Annotated in this window: 15 protein-coding genes and 1 rRNA gene (1 of these 16 running past the window's edge); 3 read left to right on the top strand and 13 right to left on the bottom strand. The window is 25.8% G+C overall.

What is annotated here, in order from left to right; all coding sequences use genetic code 11:
- Position 1: 1 nt before the first annotated feature.
- Genes pseG through pseB form a run of 7 tightly spaced genes read right to left on the bottom strand, consistent with a single transcriptional unit; the run spans position 2 to position 6,574 of the window.
- Entirely contained in the window at positions 2-1,150 is a 1,149-nt protein-coding gene (pseG, locus tag ACTTAR_RS06195; RefSeq protein WP_440697999.1) for a UDP-2,4-diacetamido-2,4,6-trideoxy-beta-L-altropyranose hydrolase, read from the bottom strand.
- Between the two features lie 10 nt (positions 1,151-1,160).
- Positions 1,161-1,877, bottom strand: a complete 717-nt coding sequence (locus ACTTAR_RS06190) for an acylneuraminate cytidylyltransferase family protein (RefSeq protein ID WP_440697998.1) — start codon at positions 1,875-1,877, stop codon at positions 1,161-1,163.
- Positions 1,871-2,629, bottom strand: coding sequence for an SDR family oxidoreductase (locus tag ACTTAR_RS06185; RefSeq protein WP_440697997.1), 759 nt, complete (start codon positions 2,627-2,629; stop codon positions 1,871-1,873). The genes ACTTAR_RS06190 and ACTTAR_RS06185 overlap by 7 nt, the downstream gene beginning before the upstream one ends.
- Entirely contained in the window at positions 2,630-3,529 is a 900-nt protein-coding gene (locus ACTTAR_RS06180) for a Gfo/Idh/MocA family protein (RefSeq protein WP_440697996.1), read from the bottom strand.
- A complete protein-coding gene (locus ACTTAR_RS06175; RefSeq protein WP_440697995.1) occupies positions 3,526-4,407 on the bottom strand; it encodes an aldo/keto reductase in 882 nt (293 codons plus the stop codon). Before ACTTAR_RS06175 ends, ACTTAR_RS06180 begins: the two co-directional genes overlap by 4 nt.
- Positions 4,394-5,572 (bottom strand): UDP-4-amino-4,6-dideoxy-N-acetyl-beta-L-altrosamine transaminase, encoded by a 1,179-nt coding sequence (pseC, locus tag ACTTAR_RS06170; protein ID WP_440698025.1) that lies wholly within the window; start codon positions 5,570-5,572, stop codon positions 4,394-4,396. The genes ACTTAR_RS06175 and pseC overlap by 14 nt, the downstream gene beginning before the upstream one ends.
- Positions 5,573-6,574, bottom strand: coding sequence for a UDP-N-acetylglucosamine 4,6-dehydratase (inverting) (pseB, locus tag ACTTAR_RS06165; protein ID WP_440697994.1), 1,002 nt, complete (start codon positions 6,572-6,574; stop codon positions 5,573-5,575).
- A 168-nt stretch (positions 6,575-6,742) separates the two neighbouring features.
- On the opposite strand from pseB, the gene ACTTAR_RS06160 reads away from it, so the two are divergent.
- Genes ACTTAR_RS06160 through ACTTAR_RS06150 form a run of 3 tightly spaced genes read left to right on the top strand, consistent with a single transcriptional unit; the run spans position 6,743 to position 10,358 of the window.
- Positions 6,743-9,046 carry a PEP-utilizing enzyme gene (locus ACTTAR_RS06160; RefSeq protein WP_440697993.1) on the top strand — a complete coding sequence of 768 codons (2,304 nt, stop codon included), beginning with the start codon at positions 6,743-6,745 and terminating at the stop codon, positions 9,044-9,046.
- Positions 9,043-9,654 (top strand): gamma-glutamyl-gamma-aminobutyrate hydrolase family protein, encoded by a 612-nt coding sequence (locus ACTTAR_RS06155; protein WP_440697992.1) that lies wholly within the window; start codon positions 9,043-9,045, stop codon positions 9,652-9,654. The genes ACTTAR_RS06160 and ACTTAR_RS06155 overlap by 4 nt, the downstream gene beginning before the upstream one ends.
- The gene (locus tag ACTTAR_RS06150; protein WP_440697990.1) at positions 9,645-10,358 is read left to right on the top strand and encodes a sugar phosphate nucleotidyltransferase; all 714 of its coding nucleotides are present in this window, start codon (positions 9,645-9,647) and stop codon (positions 10,356-10,358) included. The genes ACTTAR_RS06155 and ACTTAR_RS06150 overlap by 10 nt, the downstream gene beginning before the upstream one ends.
- Positions 10,359-10,591: 233 nt before the next feature.
- Here ACTTAR_RS06150 and ACTTAR_RS06145 read toward each other — a convergent pair whose 3' ends face one another.
- The 6 genes from ACTTAR_RS06145 to ACTTAR_RS06120 all read right to left on the bottom strand — a co-directional run.
- Positions 10,592-11,644, bottom strand: a complete 1,053-nt coding sequence (locus tag ACTTAR_RS06145; RefSeq protein ID WP_440697989.1) for a class I SAM-dependent methyltransferase — start codon at positions 11,642-11,644, stop codon at positions 10,592-10,594.
- Positions 11,645-11,797: 153 nt separating this feature from the next.
- Complete coding sequence (locus tag ACTTAR_RS06140; protein ID WP_440697988.1) at positions 11,798-12,541, bottom strand: FkbM family methyltransferase; 744 nt, start codon at positions 12,539-12,541, stop codon at positions 11,798-11,800.
- 208 nt (positions 12,542-12,749) lie between these two features.
- Positions 12,750-13,274 (bottom strand): adenylyl-sulfate kinase, encoded by a 525-nt coding sequence (locus ACTTAR_RS06135; protein ID WP_440697987.1) that lies wholly within the window; start codon positions 13,272-13,274, stop codon positions 12,750-12,752.
- A 16-nt stretch (positions 13,275-13,290) separates the two neighbouring features.
- Complete coding sequence (locus tag ACTTAR_RS06130) at positions 13,291-14,115, bottom strand: class I SAM-dependent methyltransferase (protein ID WP_440697986.1); 825 nt, start codon at positions 14,113-14,115, stop codon at positions 13,291-13,293.
- A gap of 2 nt (positions 14,116-14,117) precedes the next feature.
- Positions 14,118-14,717 (bottom strand): phosphoglycerate mutase family protein, encoded by a 600-nt coding sequence (locus tag ACTTAR_RS06125; RefSeq protein ID WP_440697985.1) that lies wholly within the window; start codon positions 14,715-14,717, stop codon positions 14,118-14,120.
- Positions 14,718-15,072: 355 nt separating this feature from the next.
- A 23S ribosomal RNA gene (locus ACTTAR_RS06120) occupies positions 15,073-15,128 on the bottom strand; it runs 2,697 nt beyond the window's last position.

Raw genomic sequence — 15,128 nt, 5'->3', positions numbered from 1 at the left:
ACTATTTATTTTTATAATTATTAAAAAGCATACTGCACAAAAACTTTGTCGGATTATTTTGAAAATTTAAATTAGAAATTTTCATAAGATTCAAACATTTGCGGTTCATTGAAAGAATTTTTTTTTTATCACTCAATAACTTATTAAGTTCTCTAATAATTACTTTGTCAATATTTTTTTTATAAAAACCAAGATCAATTATCGCACCATAAGAATGGACAGCCGCAGCTTGTCTTTTCTGATTGTCAGCAATAGAAATCAACAATGTTGGTAGTCCTAAGTAACATCTTTCCCAAACCATCGTACCGCCAGCACCTATTGATAAATCTGCTAATGACATTAATTTTGCAATTCTTAATGGTTGTATGTGCAATTTAATATATGAAAATTCATTACATAATTTTTGTATTTGAGAGATGTAGGGAAAATGACTACCAACAACTACATCAACAACAATATCACTTCTGTTCAGGGAAATTATAGCATCTAAAGTTTTTTTTGTTGCATTTATTCTGTCATACCCACCAAAAGAAATTAATATTCTTTTAATTTTTCCTGTTTTTTTTGATAATTTTTTTTTTTCACTGATAAATTCTTGACGTAATAATGCATGTTTAGGTCCAGATAATAACTTACAATGTGATGGTAAAAGACTTTTCCACCTTAAGTGTGTATTTTGAGAATATGTATGATCTAAAATAATTTCACAATTATGTTGTCTATTTGCCAAACCATCTATTACCATTATTTTAACTCCAGTTAATGATTTAATCAGATTTTCCCATTTAACATCAATTGCATAGTGGTCTATAATTAACCATTGAGGTTTTTTTTTAAAAATTATTTCACTTGTTTCCTTTGCATCAACATCCCAATTTTCACCAAGCCAAGATTCGTACTTATTTTTATAATTAATATTTAATTTATTTGAAAAAGACTTTTTTATTGGAAGAACAGTCACATCAAAGCCTTCTTGTTTAATCCTTTTTTCCATATGCCCAACATGATTTCTGCAAATAAAATGAATTTTCACGCCTTTTTTAATCAATTGTTTAGAAAGTGTTATACATCGTTCAATATGACCAGAACCAATTTGAAGCGATGAGTCTACTCTGAAGCAGACAATTTTTTTTTTTAAATTATAATTCACTTAAAATAAATTATTTTTTTATATAAGATTTTCTATTTTTTAATTTAAGGCAAATTTCTGCCATTAAAAAATCATCTTTATCATCAATATCTAATGCTGATATCCAACTAATCTCTTGATATCTATGTCCTGGCATATAAAAATTCTTTTGTTTAAGAAAATTTTTACGCTTTGCTATCCATAATGCACCAGAAGGACAGTATAAATCTGGTAAATCTTGAGATCGTTTTTGAGTTAAATTTGGAAAAATACGTGAGGGATAACCTTTTTTACTGATTATAGATGCCCACCAAGGATTCATCCATCCAAAGCGAAAACAGCTTATTTGAGATGGTTTTTTACTTTTATTGAAAATCAACATAGATTTCTTGATATCTTCTGCAGTTCTTAAAGGACAATTTGCCATCAATTGTGCCACTGCATCATATTTTTCACCCCAAAATTTTTCTGCTTGGAGAAGTGCATAATAAGTGGCCATACTAGATGTACTGAAATCATCTAAAGCTTTTAGACGTAAAAACGGAACCTCTGCTTTATATTTTTTTGCAATTTTTGCTATTCTTTTATCATCTGTTGAAACCAAAACTCTATGAAATTTACCAGAATCAATGGCAGCTTTAATTGACCATGCAATCATTGGTTTTTTACCAAATTTTATAATATTTTTTTTTGGCAGTCTTTTTGAACCACCTCGAGCGAGGATAATTGCAATATTTTTAGTTACCATATTGTCCAACCACCATCAATCATCAGAATATGGCCTGTTACACCTGAGGTTTTTTCTGATATCAACATATCAATTGGACCAAAAATTTCATCCTCAGATAACATTCTACCAGAAGGGCATAAGTCTGCGTAACGCTTTTTAAATGTTTTATTTACTCGACCCTCAACACCTCCGAATGCCGCACAATTTACTCTCACTGAATTTTTTGCTAATCTAACAGCTAATTCTTTTGTTAAGTGTTCTAGAGCTGATTTTGTAACCCCATATTGAATTGATGATTCCGCATCTAAATTTTTATAAAGTTTTTTATTTGGTGCTACGGTACCATAAATTGAACCTATATTAACTACATTTTTAAATTTCCCTAAAAAAGATTTTGTCATTGCCATCACAAGTTGATATGGAATTACAACTCCTAACTTAAATTCATTTAAAAAATTTTTTGAACTAGTTTTATTTTTTTGATCTAATTGAAGGTAATCTAAATTTCTTGCATTATTAATTAGAGAGTCTGGTTTTAAGTTAAGTTTTTTTATCAATTTGATTATTCTCGAAATTGCTCCCTCTTTCATTAAATCAACATTGATAACAAAAAGTTTGTTATATTTTTTATTTGTTAAAGTTTTAAGTTCATTTAACTTTTTATTGGATCTACCTATGGCAATAACCACATCTCCATGAATTAAAAAATTTCTAACTAGTATTTTACCAAACTTACCTGTAGCTCCAGTAATTATAATTGTTCTACTCATCTATTTTGACCTTCCTAATTCAATAAATTTAACAACCTCTATGATTTCATTTGAAGGTATTCGTTCATCTTTATTAATTATTCCTTTAATAAAATCTAAAAGTGCGCAGCGAAAAGTATTAAAAGTATCAGTAAATACTAAGTCAACCCATCCTTTGGTTCCAATTATTCTAAGACTAATTGGTGAAATTGAGTTACCACATGTTTGTATATGTATTTCTTCACCCGTTTTAAAATTTACTAATAATAAAACTTTATCATCATGTCGCCAAATTTTATGTTCTAATATTTTCCCTCTTCTAGGAATTAATTGAAGAATTGGTTCAATTATGTGCACCGCATATTTATCCCAACTCTTAGAAACAAATCCGTGAATTGAGCAAATTTCACCAACAATATTTTTTTGCTCATCACTTAATTTTAATTCTGCAGAATATCTCATTGCTGAACAGGAAAAAATTTGCCCTTTATAACGTTGTAACTTTATTAATTCTTTTGCATCAAATACTGTTAATGCAAATGGCTTATCGATATAGATTGGCATACCCGCTTCAAGGAAAGGTTTTGCAATTTTGAAATGGTTTTCGGCATCATCTCTAGCTAAAAGAATTGCATCAACTTTATCAATTAATTCATGATAATCGTCTACAACATTATCAATAAAAGTTGATGAAGCAATATGATTGGAAAGATTTTTATCTTGTGTCCAGACATGAGTTACCTTTCCCTCTTTAATTTGAATGTCTGGAAATTTTTGTTTTTTTAAATAATCAAAAATGGTTGGATATCCACAATTCTTCATTATTTTTTGATTATACCCATTAAAAATAGCAGACCATGAATAAGGATGACCATTTCCATCAGAGCAGCCAATTATGCCAAGTCGAATTTCTTTGTTCAATTTATTTTCCAGTTTAAAGGATTTATCAAATTTAAATCTTCACAAGCCAGTGAAGATACGTTTATTTTTTTTTTAGATTTTGAGGCCAATATACATTGTTTTAATTGAGACAAATTTTCTACTCCTACCAAACAATAGTCAATTTTATTTTGATTTATAACAAAATTTAAGGCTGCCTCCATTAAACTCAAATCTTTTTCTTTACAAACTTTTCTCCATTCATAAATAATATCAATCCAAGAATTAAAATAAGTAGGAATTTTTTTTAAAGGCATCAGTAATAAACCTTGTAAAAATATTGACCGAGCATGAATTTCAATATTCTCACTTTTAAGATATTCCAAAGTTCCATCTTGAATAACACGTTGATCTAAGACATTTAGTGGTAACTGGACTATATCTGGCTTTAGTTCTTCTACTACCTTTTCAATTTTTTTAGAATCATAAATAGATACACCTATTTTTTTTACTAAGCCTCTTAATTTTATTTCATTCAAAGCTTGAATCAAGTATTTACTGCCATTTTTAAAAACATCATCCTTATTATGTAACAAAATACCATAGCAAGATTTTTGGTTTAATCTTCGTAAAGATTTCTCAAAAGTATTAATAGATTTTACTACATCTAATTTTGTAATAATATTTTTTTTAAACTTGGGTATTTTTGTGACTATAGAAAAAAAACTTAGATCATTGTTTCCTAACACTCTTTCTGCATTACCATAGCTAGAAGCTGTATCAACTAAACGTATCCCCTCAGAGCGAGCCATGGTTAAAATTCTAGAAACTTCATTAGCATTAGTTTGGCCGTTCCGATTTGAAATCCCATACAAACTTCCCCATTGTACACTTCCCAAACTTAATTTATTGACTTTCATATTTTTTAAATATCTTTTTAATAACCTTCACAACTTTCTTGCATTCGCTATCCTTTAGCAATGGGAACATTGGTAAACTAATCACTTTTTTATGAAATTTTTCTGACTCTTTAAAATCACCTTCCTTAAATCCTAAACTTTCAAAGTAAGGGTGACGATGAACTGGAATATAATGTAAATTTGCTGCAATACCATTTTTATGCAATATATCATAAATTTGTTTCTGCAGATTTTGATTTATATTCTCTTTAATACATATCGGATATAAATGGTAACTAGAAAATGCTTGAGGTAATTGCCAAGGAGTTACAAGAGGTAGATCAGAGAATTGTGAGTCATAATACTTAGCAATTTCATGTCTACGACTAACATATTTATCCAAACGTTTCATTTGACTTAATCCAAGAGCTGCTTGAATTTCATTCAACCTATAATTAAAACCCAACTGGGTTTGTTGATAATTCCAAATTTCATTTATTGGTCTAATGCTCATCGATGATTTATCTCTAGTGATGCCGTGTGCACTTAGCTGTCTCAGGCGTTCTGCAATTTTTTTATCATTTGTGAGCGCCATACCCCCTTCACCTGTAGTTATAATCTTAACTGGATGAAAACTAAAAACTGTAATATCGCTATAACAACAAGATCCAATTTTAATTTTATTATAAGATGCTCCTATTGCATGTGATGCATCCTCAATAATCTTAAAATTATAGTTTAATGACAAGTCATGAATAGCTTTCATATCACAAGGCTGGCCCGCAAAATGCACTGGAATTACAATTTTAGGTAATTTATTATTTTTTTTTGCTATCTCTAATTTTTTTGCTAATTCATCTACACTCATATTGTAAGTTTTTGGATTAATATCAACGAAATCAATATTAGCTCCACAATAAAGTCCGCAATTAGCACTGGCAACAAAAGTGTTAGGTGATGTCCATAGCCAATCTCCGGACGAAAGACCTAATGCAAGACAGGCAATATGCAAAGCGCTTGTAGCGCTATTCATAGCTACACCGTAAGAAGCATTACAATAATTAGCAACTGATTTTTCAAATTTTGTAACTATTGGACCTTGTGTTAAAAAATCTGACTTTAGAACTTTTTTTACTTCTTCAATATCCTCATTTGTAATTTCTTGACGCCCATAAGGTATCATAATCTAAATTTTGCCTATATAATCATGATTTGTATCAATCCAATTCTTTAGATCTTTTTTGGTCATCCAATTTTTATTTGTATCGCTTCTATATACGAAATTTTTCAAAACTTTTTTTCCATTTTTAATTCGTTTTGTATCCTTTAACCAATCATTTATTTGTGGAAGAATTTTGTAATAACTAGGATACTCATAAGTAGAGTAAGAATCTTCAACACCAATCATTTGTTCATGAAGTTTTTCTCCTGGACGAATACCGATGATATCATGTTTGGCCTTAGGCGCAATTACGCTTGCAATGTCTGTAACTTTTATAGAAGGGATTTTTTTTACGTAAATTTCTCCACCTTCCATATCATTGAAAGCATGCCAAACTAATTCTACACCTTGTTCAAGAGTTATCATAAAACGCGTCATATTTAAATCAGTTATAGGCAAAATACCTTTATCTTTAATTGACATAAAGAAAGGAATTATCGATCCACGTGATCCCATCACGTTTCCATATCGCACAACCGAAAAAGAGGTCTTATGTTTGGTTGAGTAAGAACTATTGCTTGATACAAATAGTTTGTCTGATGCAAGTTTAGATGCTCCATATAAGTTTACAGGACTACTAGCTTTATCTGTGGAAAGTGCTACTACCTTTTTTACACCCTGATCAATAGATGCATCAATTAAATTCATTGCACCAATTATATTAGTTTTTATACATTCAAAAGGATTATACTCTGATGTTGGAACAATTTTAGTGGCCGCGGCATGAACAACATAGTCAACACCTTCTAAAGCACGATAAAGACGATCTTTTTCACGGACATCGCCAATAAAAAAACGTACTCTATTATCACCCTTGTATAGCTCTGCCATCTCCCATTGTTTCATTTCATCTCGGGAAAGAATAATTAATCGTCTAGGTTTATATTTTTTAAGCGTTAAATTTACAAAAGCATGCCCGAAAGACCCTGTGCCCCCAGTAATTAATAATGATGAATTTTTTAACATTTTATTTTAATGGTCATAATGATAAATACTCTTAAATCTTTTCTTTTATTTAATCAATAAACGAAATAAAAAAATTAAAACTAGTCATTTTAAATTGTATTTTAGAATACATATTAATCCAAAATCTTATAAAATAACGTATAATATAAAAATAAATTACATTCTCAAATGAAGTTTTATAACAAAGCAAATACTCTAAGAAAAATCAAATGTAAAAATGCTTTCATACCTAAATTTTTAATTATTAATACGAAAGATTATTTAATTAATCGTAAAAATATTCTAAAAAAGATAGTAAAAAATTTTAGTAAAAATAAAATTCTAATTGTAAGATCTAGTTCCTCAGAAGAGGACACAAACATTAAATCTAATGCTGGTCGATTTGTAAGTGTTCCATTAGTACAAAATAATGAAGACACACTAGAAATAGCAATAGATAAAGTAATAAATTCTTATAGAAAAAATAAAAAAAATTCAATTTTCTTTGTACAAGAGATGATTTCTGATTGTGATTTATCAGGAGTTATAACTACATGCAATTTAAGTAATCAGTCGCCTTATTATGTTATTAATTATTTTGAAGGTACGGATACAACGGCAGCAACAAGTGGTAAAGCAAATACTAAAAATTATTTTCAATTTAAATATAGTAAAATCGGAAGCAATAAATTTAAGAAAGTAATTAAACTTGCAAAAGAACTTGAAAAAAAATTTAATAATAATTACCTTGATATCGAATTTGGTTTAAAAAAAAATAAAGTATACCTATTTCAAGTAAGACCAATTATTATCAAAAAAAAAATTTTATTTGATCAAAAAAATTTTGAAAGCTCCTTAATCAAATTAAAAAATAAAATAATTAAACTAAAGAAAAAAAGTCACAATTTGTTTGGTGATACATCTTATTTTGGAGTAATGCCTGATTGGAATCCAGCTGAAATGATTGGCATTAAACCAAAAGCTTTAGCTTTCTCTTTATATCAAGAACTTATTACTGATTTTATTTGGGCAAAAAATAGAGAAAAATATGGTTTTAACGATTTAACCTCAAATCATTTAATGTCAAATTTTCTAGGGACACCATTTATAGATATTAGAGTAGATTTTAATTCATGGCTTCCAAAAAATCTTAAAGATAAAACAAAAGAAAAGCTTGTAAATTATTATCTTAATATATTTAAAAATAATCACAATTTTCATGATAAGATAGAATTTGAAATACTTTTTACATGTTACAATGCAGAGACGGAAGATAAATTAAATGAAATTAAAAATAAAATTTTAAATAAAGAAGAAAAACAAAAATTAAAAACTGAATTAAAAAAAATTACTCTAAATTCAATTTCAAAAATTAATGATGAAATTAGAAAAATTGAAATTTTAAAAAAAAAACAAAATCATGTAAAAAAATCAAAAATATATTCTATAGATAAAATCTATTGGTATATAGAAGACTGCAAAAGATATGGTACTGAGCCATTTGCAGGGTTAGCAAGATCAGGCTTTATAGCTGTAGAGCTTCTAAATTCTATGACCAATAAAAAAATTATTGAAAAACATGAAAAGGAACTTTTTTTTCAAAATCTTAAAAGTATAACCTCTGAGATTATTAAAAATAAAAGTCTTTCTAGAAAAAAATTTTGTGAAAAATATGGTCACTTAAGACCAAGCACATATGATATTTCTAGCAAAAATTATAAAGAAAATTATGAATCTTTGTTTGGAAAAAATAAACACGATGAGACAAAAAAATTTAAAATATCAAAATTTAAACTTTCAAATAAAAGCAAAAAAAAATTAGAAAAATTTATAAAAACTTTAGATAAAAAACTAACATTAAATACATTTTTAGATTACTTGAGAAAAGGTATCCAATATAGAGAGTATTCGAAATTTATTTTTACAAAAAGTATAGACTACATATTTAATGAAATTAAATACTTATCGACAAGAAATAAAATAAGTATATCCAAATTAAGCCACTTAAATATTAAAATTATCAAAGAACTTTATTACAATCTAAACAACAAAAACTTAAAAGAAATATTAAATAAAAATATTAAAGAAAATATTGATGATTATAAATTCAATCAATACGTGGAGCTACCCCAAGTTATCAAGAAGCCAAGTGATGTATTTTATTTTACAGAAACAGCTGGCAAACCAAATTTTTTTGGAAGTAAAGCGGTTGAAGGTGAAATATATTTTTTAAATAATGATAATTTTAAAAGTCTTAATAATAAAATTATTTGTATAAGAGGTGCAGACCCAGGATATGACTTTATTTTTGATCACAAAATATCAGGATTAATAACTGAATATGGAGGAGCAAACTCGCACATGTCAATTAGATGTTCTGAATTAAATATTCCAGCTGCAATAGGTGTTGGTTCAATTAGTTTTAATAATATTGTTAATTCTAAAAAAATTTATCTTGATCCTGAAGGAAAAAAAATTAGCGTAGAAAAATGAATATTCTCATTATACCCAAAATAAAAGAACCTTACCCAAATCAAATGGAATTTTCGGTTGAAACAAATCTTATAATTTTTTTAAAAAAATGCTTTAAAAATTGTAATATAGATATCGCATATAATTGTGAGATTAAAAAAAAATATCATTTAATTATTTTAAGTGGCGGTAATACAGTGCCCAAATACTCAAAGACCCAAAAAGATAAACTGAGAAACAAATTAGACATATTTTTTTTTAGAAAAGCAACCCTTAGTCGAACTCCAATTATTGGAATTTGTCATGGTGGACAGTTTATAGCAACAAAGTATAAATTAGATTTAGTCAAAGATACAGAGCATGTTGGATCACATAAGATAGTAAATCTATCTACTATTAAAATTAAATTTAATTTTATTAAATCATTTCATAATTTTAAAATTAAACTTAAAAAAAAAAAATATATCGAGAACCTAGTCCTTGCTAAAGATAATAGTATAGAATGTTTTAAAGTAAAAAATAAAAAAATTGGTGCAATAATTTGGCATCCAGAAAGGGAGAATAGTAAAGTTGTAGAGCAAATTAAATTTTTTAGAACTTTTTATTCAATTATTAAATTATGCAACTAATTGTATTAGCCTCAGGAAGAGGATCAAGACTTAAGAAACTTACAAAAAAAATTCCTAAATGTTTAATAAAAGTAAGGAAAAAGCCAATAATTGATTATATCTCGAAAAATTTTATAAAATTTAATCAAACTATTATTTTAACTGGATATAAATCTGGATTAATTAATAAAAAATTTCCAGAATTAAAAAAAATTAAAAATAAAAAATATAAATCAACAAATATGGTGTATTCGTTATTTTGTGCCAAAAAATATATTAAACAAGATTTAATAATTTCTTATAGTGATATAATTTTTGATCACAGAATTATTACTAAAATGATAAAAATTAAAAAATCACATATTCCATTAAATAAAAATTGGCTTACTCTTTGGAAAAAACGAATGAATGAAAAAAAAATTAATGACGATGCTGAAGATTTATTAATAAATAAAAATAAAATTTTATCTATTGGTAATAAAATTTGTGATAAAAGGCCAAAATTACAATTTATGGGTTTAATAAAACTTAAATACCAAGATTTTATAAAACTTTATAAATTTTTTAAAAAATTAAACGATACAAAAATTGATATGACATCTTTTTTAAATTGTGCTCTAAAATACAAAATCATTTCTCTCAGCTATTTTAAAACCTCTAGATATTGGTATGAGATTGATAATGTTAATGATAAAATTGTTGCAGAAAAGTACTTAAGAAAATAATTGTTAATTTTAAAAAACAACTTTTTTTTATCTTTTATATCCTGAATTATAAATTTAACATTTTGGAAAACAAATTTTTTACTTTTGTTTTTATCTAAATATAGATTTAAATTTTTTACACTTTTAATGGTAATTCAATACTCCTAATATTATTAATTTTTTAACTAGAAACTATAATAGTTTCAAAAAGATAAAAAAAATAAATTTGATTGATTTAACCAAAATTTTTTTTGTTAATTAAGACCAAAATTGTGTAAAAAATTTTGTAAAAATTTGTTAATTGTCTTATGCCTACCTTCCATTGAGAGCTGCATATAATAAGATTGCTCAAAATTAAAAGGTCTTGTAAATTGATACAAACCTAAGCTTAAAGCTATGATATTTTCACTGGATATAAATCCTGTTTTAAAAAGCATTTTAATTTTTTTAATCAGCTCAATGTTTTCTAAAATAATCTTATCTTTGTAATCTACTTCAAATAGCTGGTCTCTTCCTTTGATAGTAATCAGCTTATTTTTAACATCTTCAAGTTTAATATTTGTTTGATTTTTTTTTGTTATATAAATTCTATCTCCACCAATAGAAAAATAATCTTTTCCTTCATGATTATAATCTCTTAAATCACCATCAAAATAATATACAGAGCCTCCAAGAGTTTCAATGTCTTGAATTATATCTTTTGGATGAAAATTATGTTTTCTTGGTACAAAAAAATCATCCATAACTCTTGAAGATTGATAATGGTTTAATTCACCTAGGGTAAACAAAATTGAGTTCAAGTCTCGAATTCTAGACATCATATTTTTTTCTACTAAATATCTTATGGCATCAACTACAAAATATTTAAACTCACCACTTCTATAAAACCCCATATACATTAAGCCACCTGGTTTTAATGCATTAATGAATTTAATAAGTGAATAAGCAGGTATTTTTATATGCTGATAGATCCCTGATAAAAAAATTATATCGTAATGATTTTTTTCAATTTCCACCTCTGCAATATCGCTACATGAACTTGATACTTTAAAGTCATTTTTTTTTGCCCAGTCATTTAGTTCCTTAACTGAATCAGGTGTAATATCTAAGTGAGTTACAATCCCGCCGTTTTCTGCAAAAAATCTGCTTTCTCTTCCTGTGCCTATATTAAAAATTTTTTTTGATTTTAGGTCATCTTTACTAATTTTCATTATATCTAAAGACTCTAAAATGTATTTTGATGCTTGGTTATCAGTATTTTTTATAATACTTCCATCTTTTTTTCTGTACAGAGGTCCCCATGACAAATCATTGTATATTAAAGACGTTAATTCAACGTATTCAAAATTATTTTTGTCATTTATATATTAAATACTAGAAAAAAAATAAAATTATGACTTATGTCAAAGAAATTTTTTTTCATATACGACTCTTGCTACTAATTATTTAATTTTACAAAATTAATTTTTGCGTGCTGCTAAGCAATCATTATGTTTGTAGATTAAACATTCATATGAATTTTTATTTAAAAATTGAATTAAGTTTTCAAATTTTTCTTTAGTCAAATTTTTATATTCAAAGTTAATATACTTTGGTTTAAAAAAATCAATTTGAGAATTATATATAATTTCATCATCGTAACCCTCGGCGTCCACTTGCAACAAATCAATATCTTTAAAATCATCTAAGTCAAGGCCATTATTTTTGATTAAATCAGACAAAGGAAATACTTCTGTATTAAATTTACTTATATAAGTATCAGGATTCAAATTGTTTCTAATTAATCTACGTGAAAGATTATCTTTCACTAATGAGTTAACACCATTACCAAATTTTAAATTGTTTTTTTTACAATATTCTTCATAATTGCTATTAAGATAATAAAATTCACTACTACCTCTTTTTCCTACGCACCCTTGTATAAATTTAAAATTTTTAAATCCTTTATAATTATTTTTTAATTGATTAAATGGTATTTGTTGAGGTTCTATCCCTAAATATAAAATTTTATCCTTATAATCGTTATTAAATTTATTTAAAAGATCCATTCCATCATTGGCACCTATTTGAATAATTTTAGTATTATTACTTTGTAAACCAAAAAGTAATAAATAAATGGGTTCATATTTTAATGTGGTTATTTTACCTCTATTGAAACCATATTTACTAAGTATCTTTTTTATTAAATTTTTAATTTTTTTCATTTTTTAATTAAATATAGTAAATAAACTAAAACTATGATTAAAAAAACGGATATGTCAAACTTTAATATTCATTTATAGAAATTGCTAATAAAATTCAGAGATGAAAAGAAAATCTATGCTTTTTTTAAACTTCTAGATATTGGTTTGAGATTGATAATGTAAATGATAAAATTGTTGCAGAAAAATACTTAAAAGATCAAGTATTAACTTAAAAAAACAACTTTTTTTTATTTATTATATCCTTGATTATAAGTTTAACATTTTTTAAAAAAAATTTTTTACTTTTGTTATTTTCTAAATATAAATCTGAATTCTTTGGCTCTATAAATGGCAAGTCAACACCTACTACATTCTTAATTTTTTTTTTTACAGCTTTACTGTAGAGTTTTTTATAATCTCTATTTAATAAACTTTTAAGAGTTGCTGAAATATAAATCTCATAATAGTCTTTAACATTTTTTTTCATCCATTTTCTAAATTTAATGTTAGTTATATTGGCTGAAACGATTATATTTACTTTTTGCTTAGATATATTTCTAACAAGTCTTGTTAATCTTATTGCATTTATATCTCTATCTTTAAGCGTGTAATTAATATCATTTTGAAATATTTCACGAAACTGATCTCCATCAAAAAAAATTGTAGCTGGAAATTTTTTTTTAATTTCAACAAATAGTTTTTTACCTAACGTAGATTTACCCGTACCAGATATTCCAGTAATCCAAATAACCATTATTTTAACTTAACTATTAATTAGTTTTTTTACAAATATAAAGGGGTGATCGCTTTATGATTTCAAAATAACCATTTTTATCTATATCATCTTTGGCAATTTTAGAATATTCATCATAAAAATTATCTTTTAATTTAATATTTCTTGGTTCAACACCTGAGGCTACATAATTCATTAAAATTTCTAAATCTGTAACTTTCAATTTTTCCAATTCTAGTTTTTTTTCAACTAAAAAATGTTTCTCTAACATTGTATCAGCTATTTCTTCTGTAAATGTATCTATTATCCTATCTGTAGGAAAATTAGGGTCAAGCTTTCTTCCTATCTCATAAACATTCAACATATGTTTTTCACTATTTGTTGTTATACTTACAAAAGAATCTTTTTTGTCATTTAGACATTTTGACAAGTTGCTTAAAGCTAAATCTTTATTTTCAGCATGATAGACAGCATTATGACAAAATACTAAATCAAATTTTCCAAAATAAACATCTAATTTTTCAATATCTGCGATTTCATAATTTATATCAAACGAGTAGTTTTTTAGATTTTCTTTAGATTTCTCTAACATTGAATCGGCAAAGTCAGTCATCGTTAAATCTATGTCAAAGTTTTTAATTTTTTCAAAGTTTTGTTTCCAAAAAACTCCTGTACCACAAGCAACATCTAATACTTTAATTTTTTTATTTTTAAAAATATTTAAATCATATTGGTCAAACAACCATTGATGAAAAGATTGCTTGTTTTCAGTAAAAGTATGTATTTTTATCCTTGCTTCTAAATATTTTGTAGATTTATATTGTTTTTCTTTTAGGTAATTTTTATTTATTTCTTCAGACATAATTACTTCACATAGAACAAATTATCAATATTTGCAACATCTCTATCAAAACCAATTGCTTTTTTATTTTCATCAAATTTAATTATATACATATCTGGCATTGATATTTGCTTCCAAGATTCAAAATTAAATTTCAAATTAAAAAAATTTTTTAAAATTATACCTATTAAATTTCCATGAGTTACAAGAATTATATTCTTATTTTCATCTTTAAATTGATGGAAAGTTCGGTTCATAAACGGCTCAAGTTTACTATAACATTCTTTTTGAGATTCTCCATTTTCAACTTTGAATTCATCGTTTTCCCACATTTTTTCTATAATTTGATGTTTGGATAATTCTTGAGATTTCCCGATATTTATTTCTTTTAAGGATTCGTCCGCAAAAATTTTTATAGATGGATTATCTTTAATTAATGGTTCAAGAGATTGCATAGCTCTAGTAAATGGACTTGAGTAAATAATTGTTGAGTCATTTACTTTATTAAGAATTTTTTTAGACAATGAATTAGATTGTTTTAATCCATCATCATCTAATTTTCTTTCATGGTCAGCTCCATCCATAGAGGATTTACAATGCCGGCATATAATAAAATTGTTCATAAAAATAAAATTTATATATTATTTTTCAGTTCATTAATCAAGCCGAATAGTGGCTATTATTACTTGTTAGCTTGATACATACCATAATTTCCAACCAAAAAATATTTACTTTAAATATTATTTTTTTTAATAATGGATTTTTGTCTCTTTCAATAATGTCAATTATATTTTTGAGTGAAATTTTTAATGATTAAATAAATAAAATATAAGCTCAATTTTTAATAATAAAATAATAAAAGTTAATATGACAATAGTCATTTAAATTAAATATTTTTTAACTAATTATGTTAGCAACAAATATTAAATATTTAAATGTTCACTATATTTATCTATAAGAAAAATTTTTTTCAGTGCATAAATCAAGCCAATTGAGCTATTAGTACTGGTCAGCTGCACGCATTACTGCGCTTC

Source organism: Candidatus Pelagibacter sp. HIMB1709 (assembly GCF_052047635.1).
GTDB lineage: Bacteria > Pseudomonadota > Alphaproteobacteria > Pelagibacterales > Pelagibacteraceae > Pelagibacter.
The sequence above is the reverse complement of the archived record's forward strand: the minus strand, read 5'-3'. Positions and strand labels throughout refer to the sequence as shown.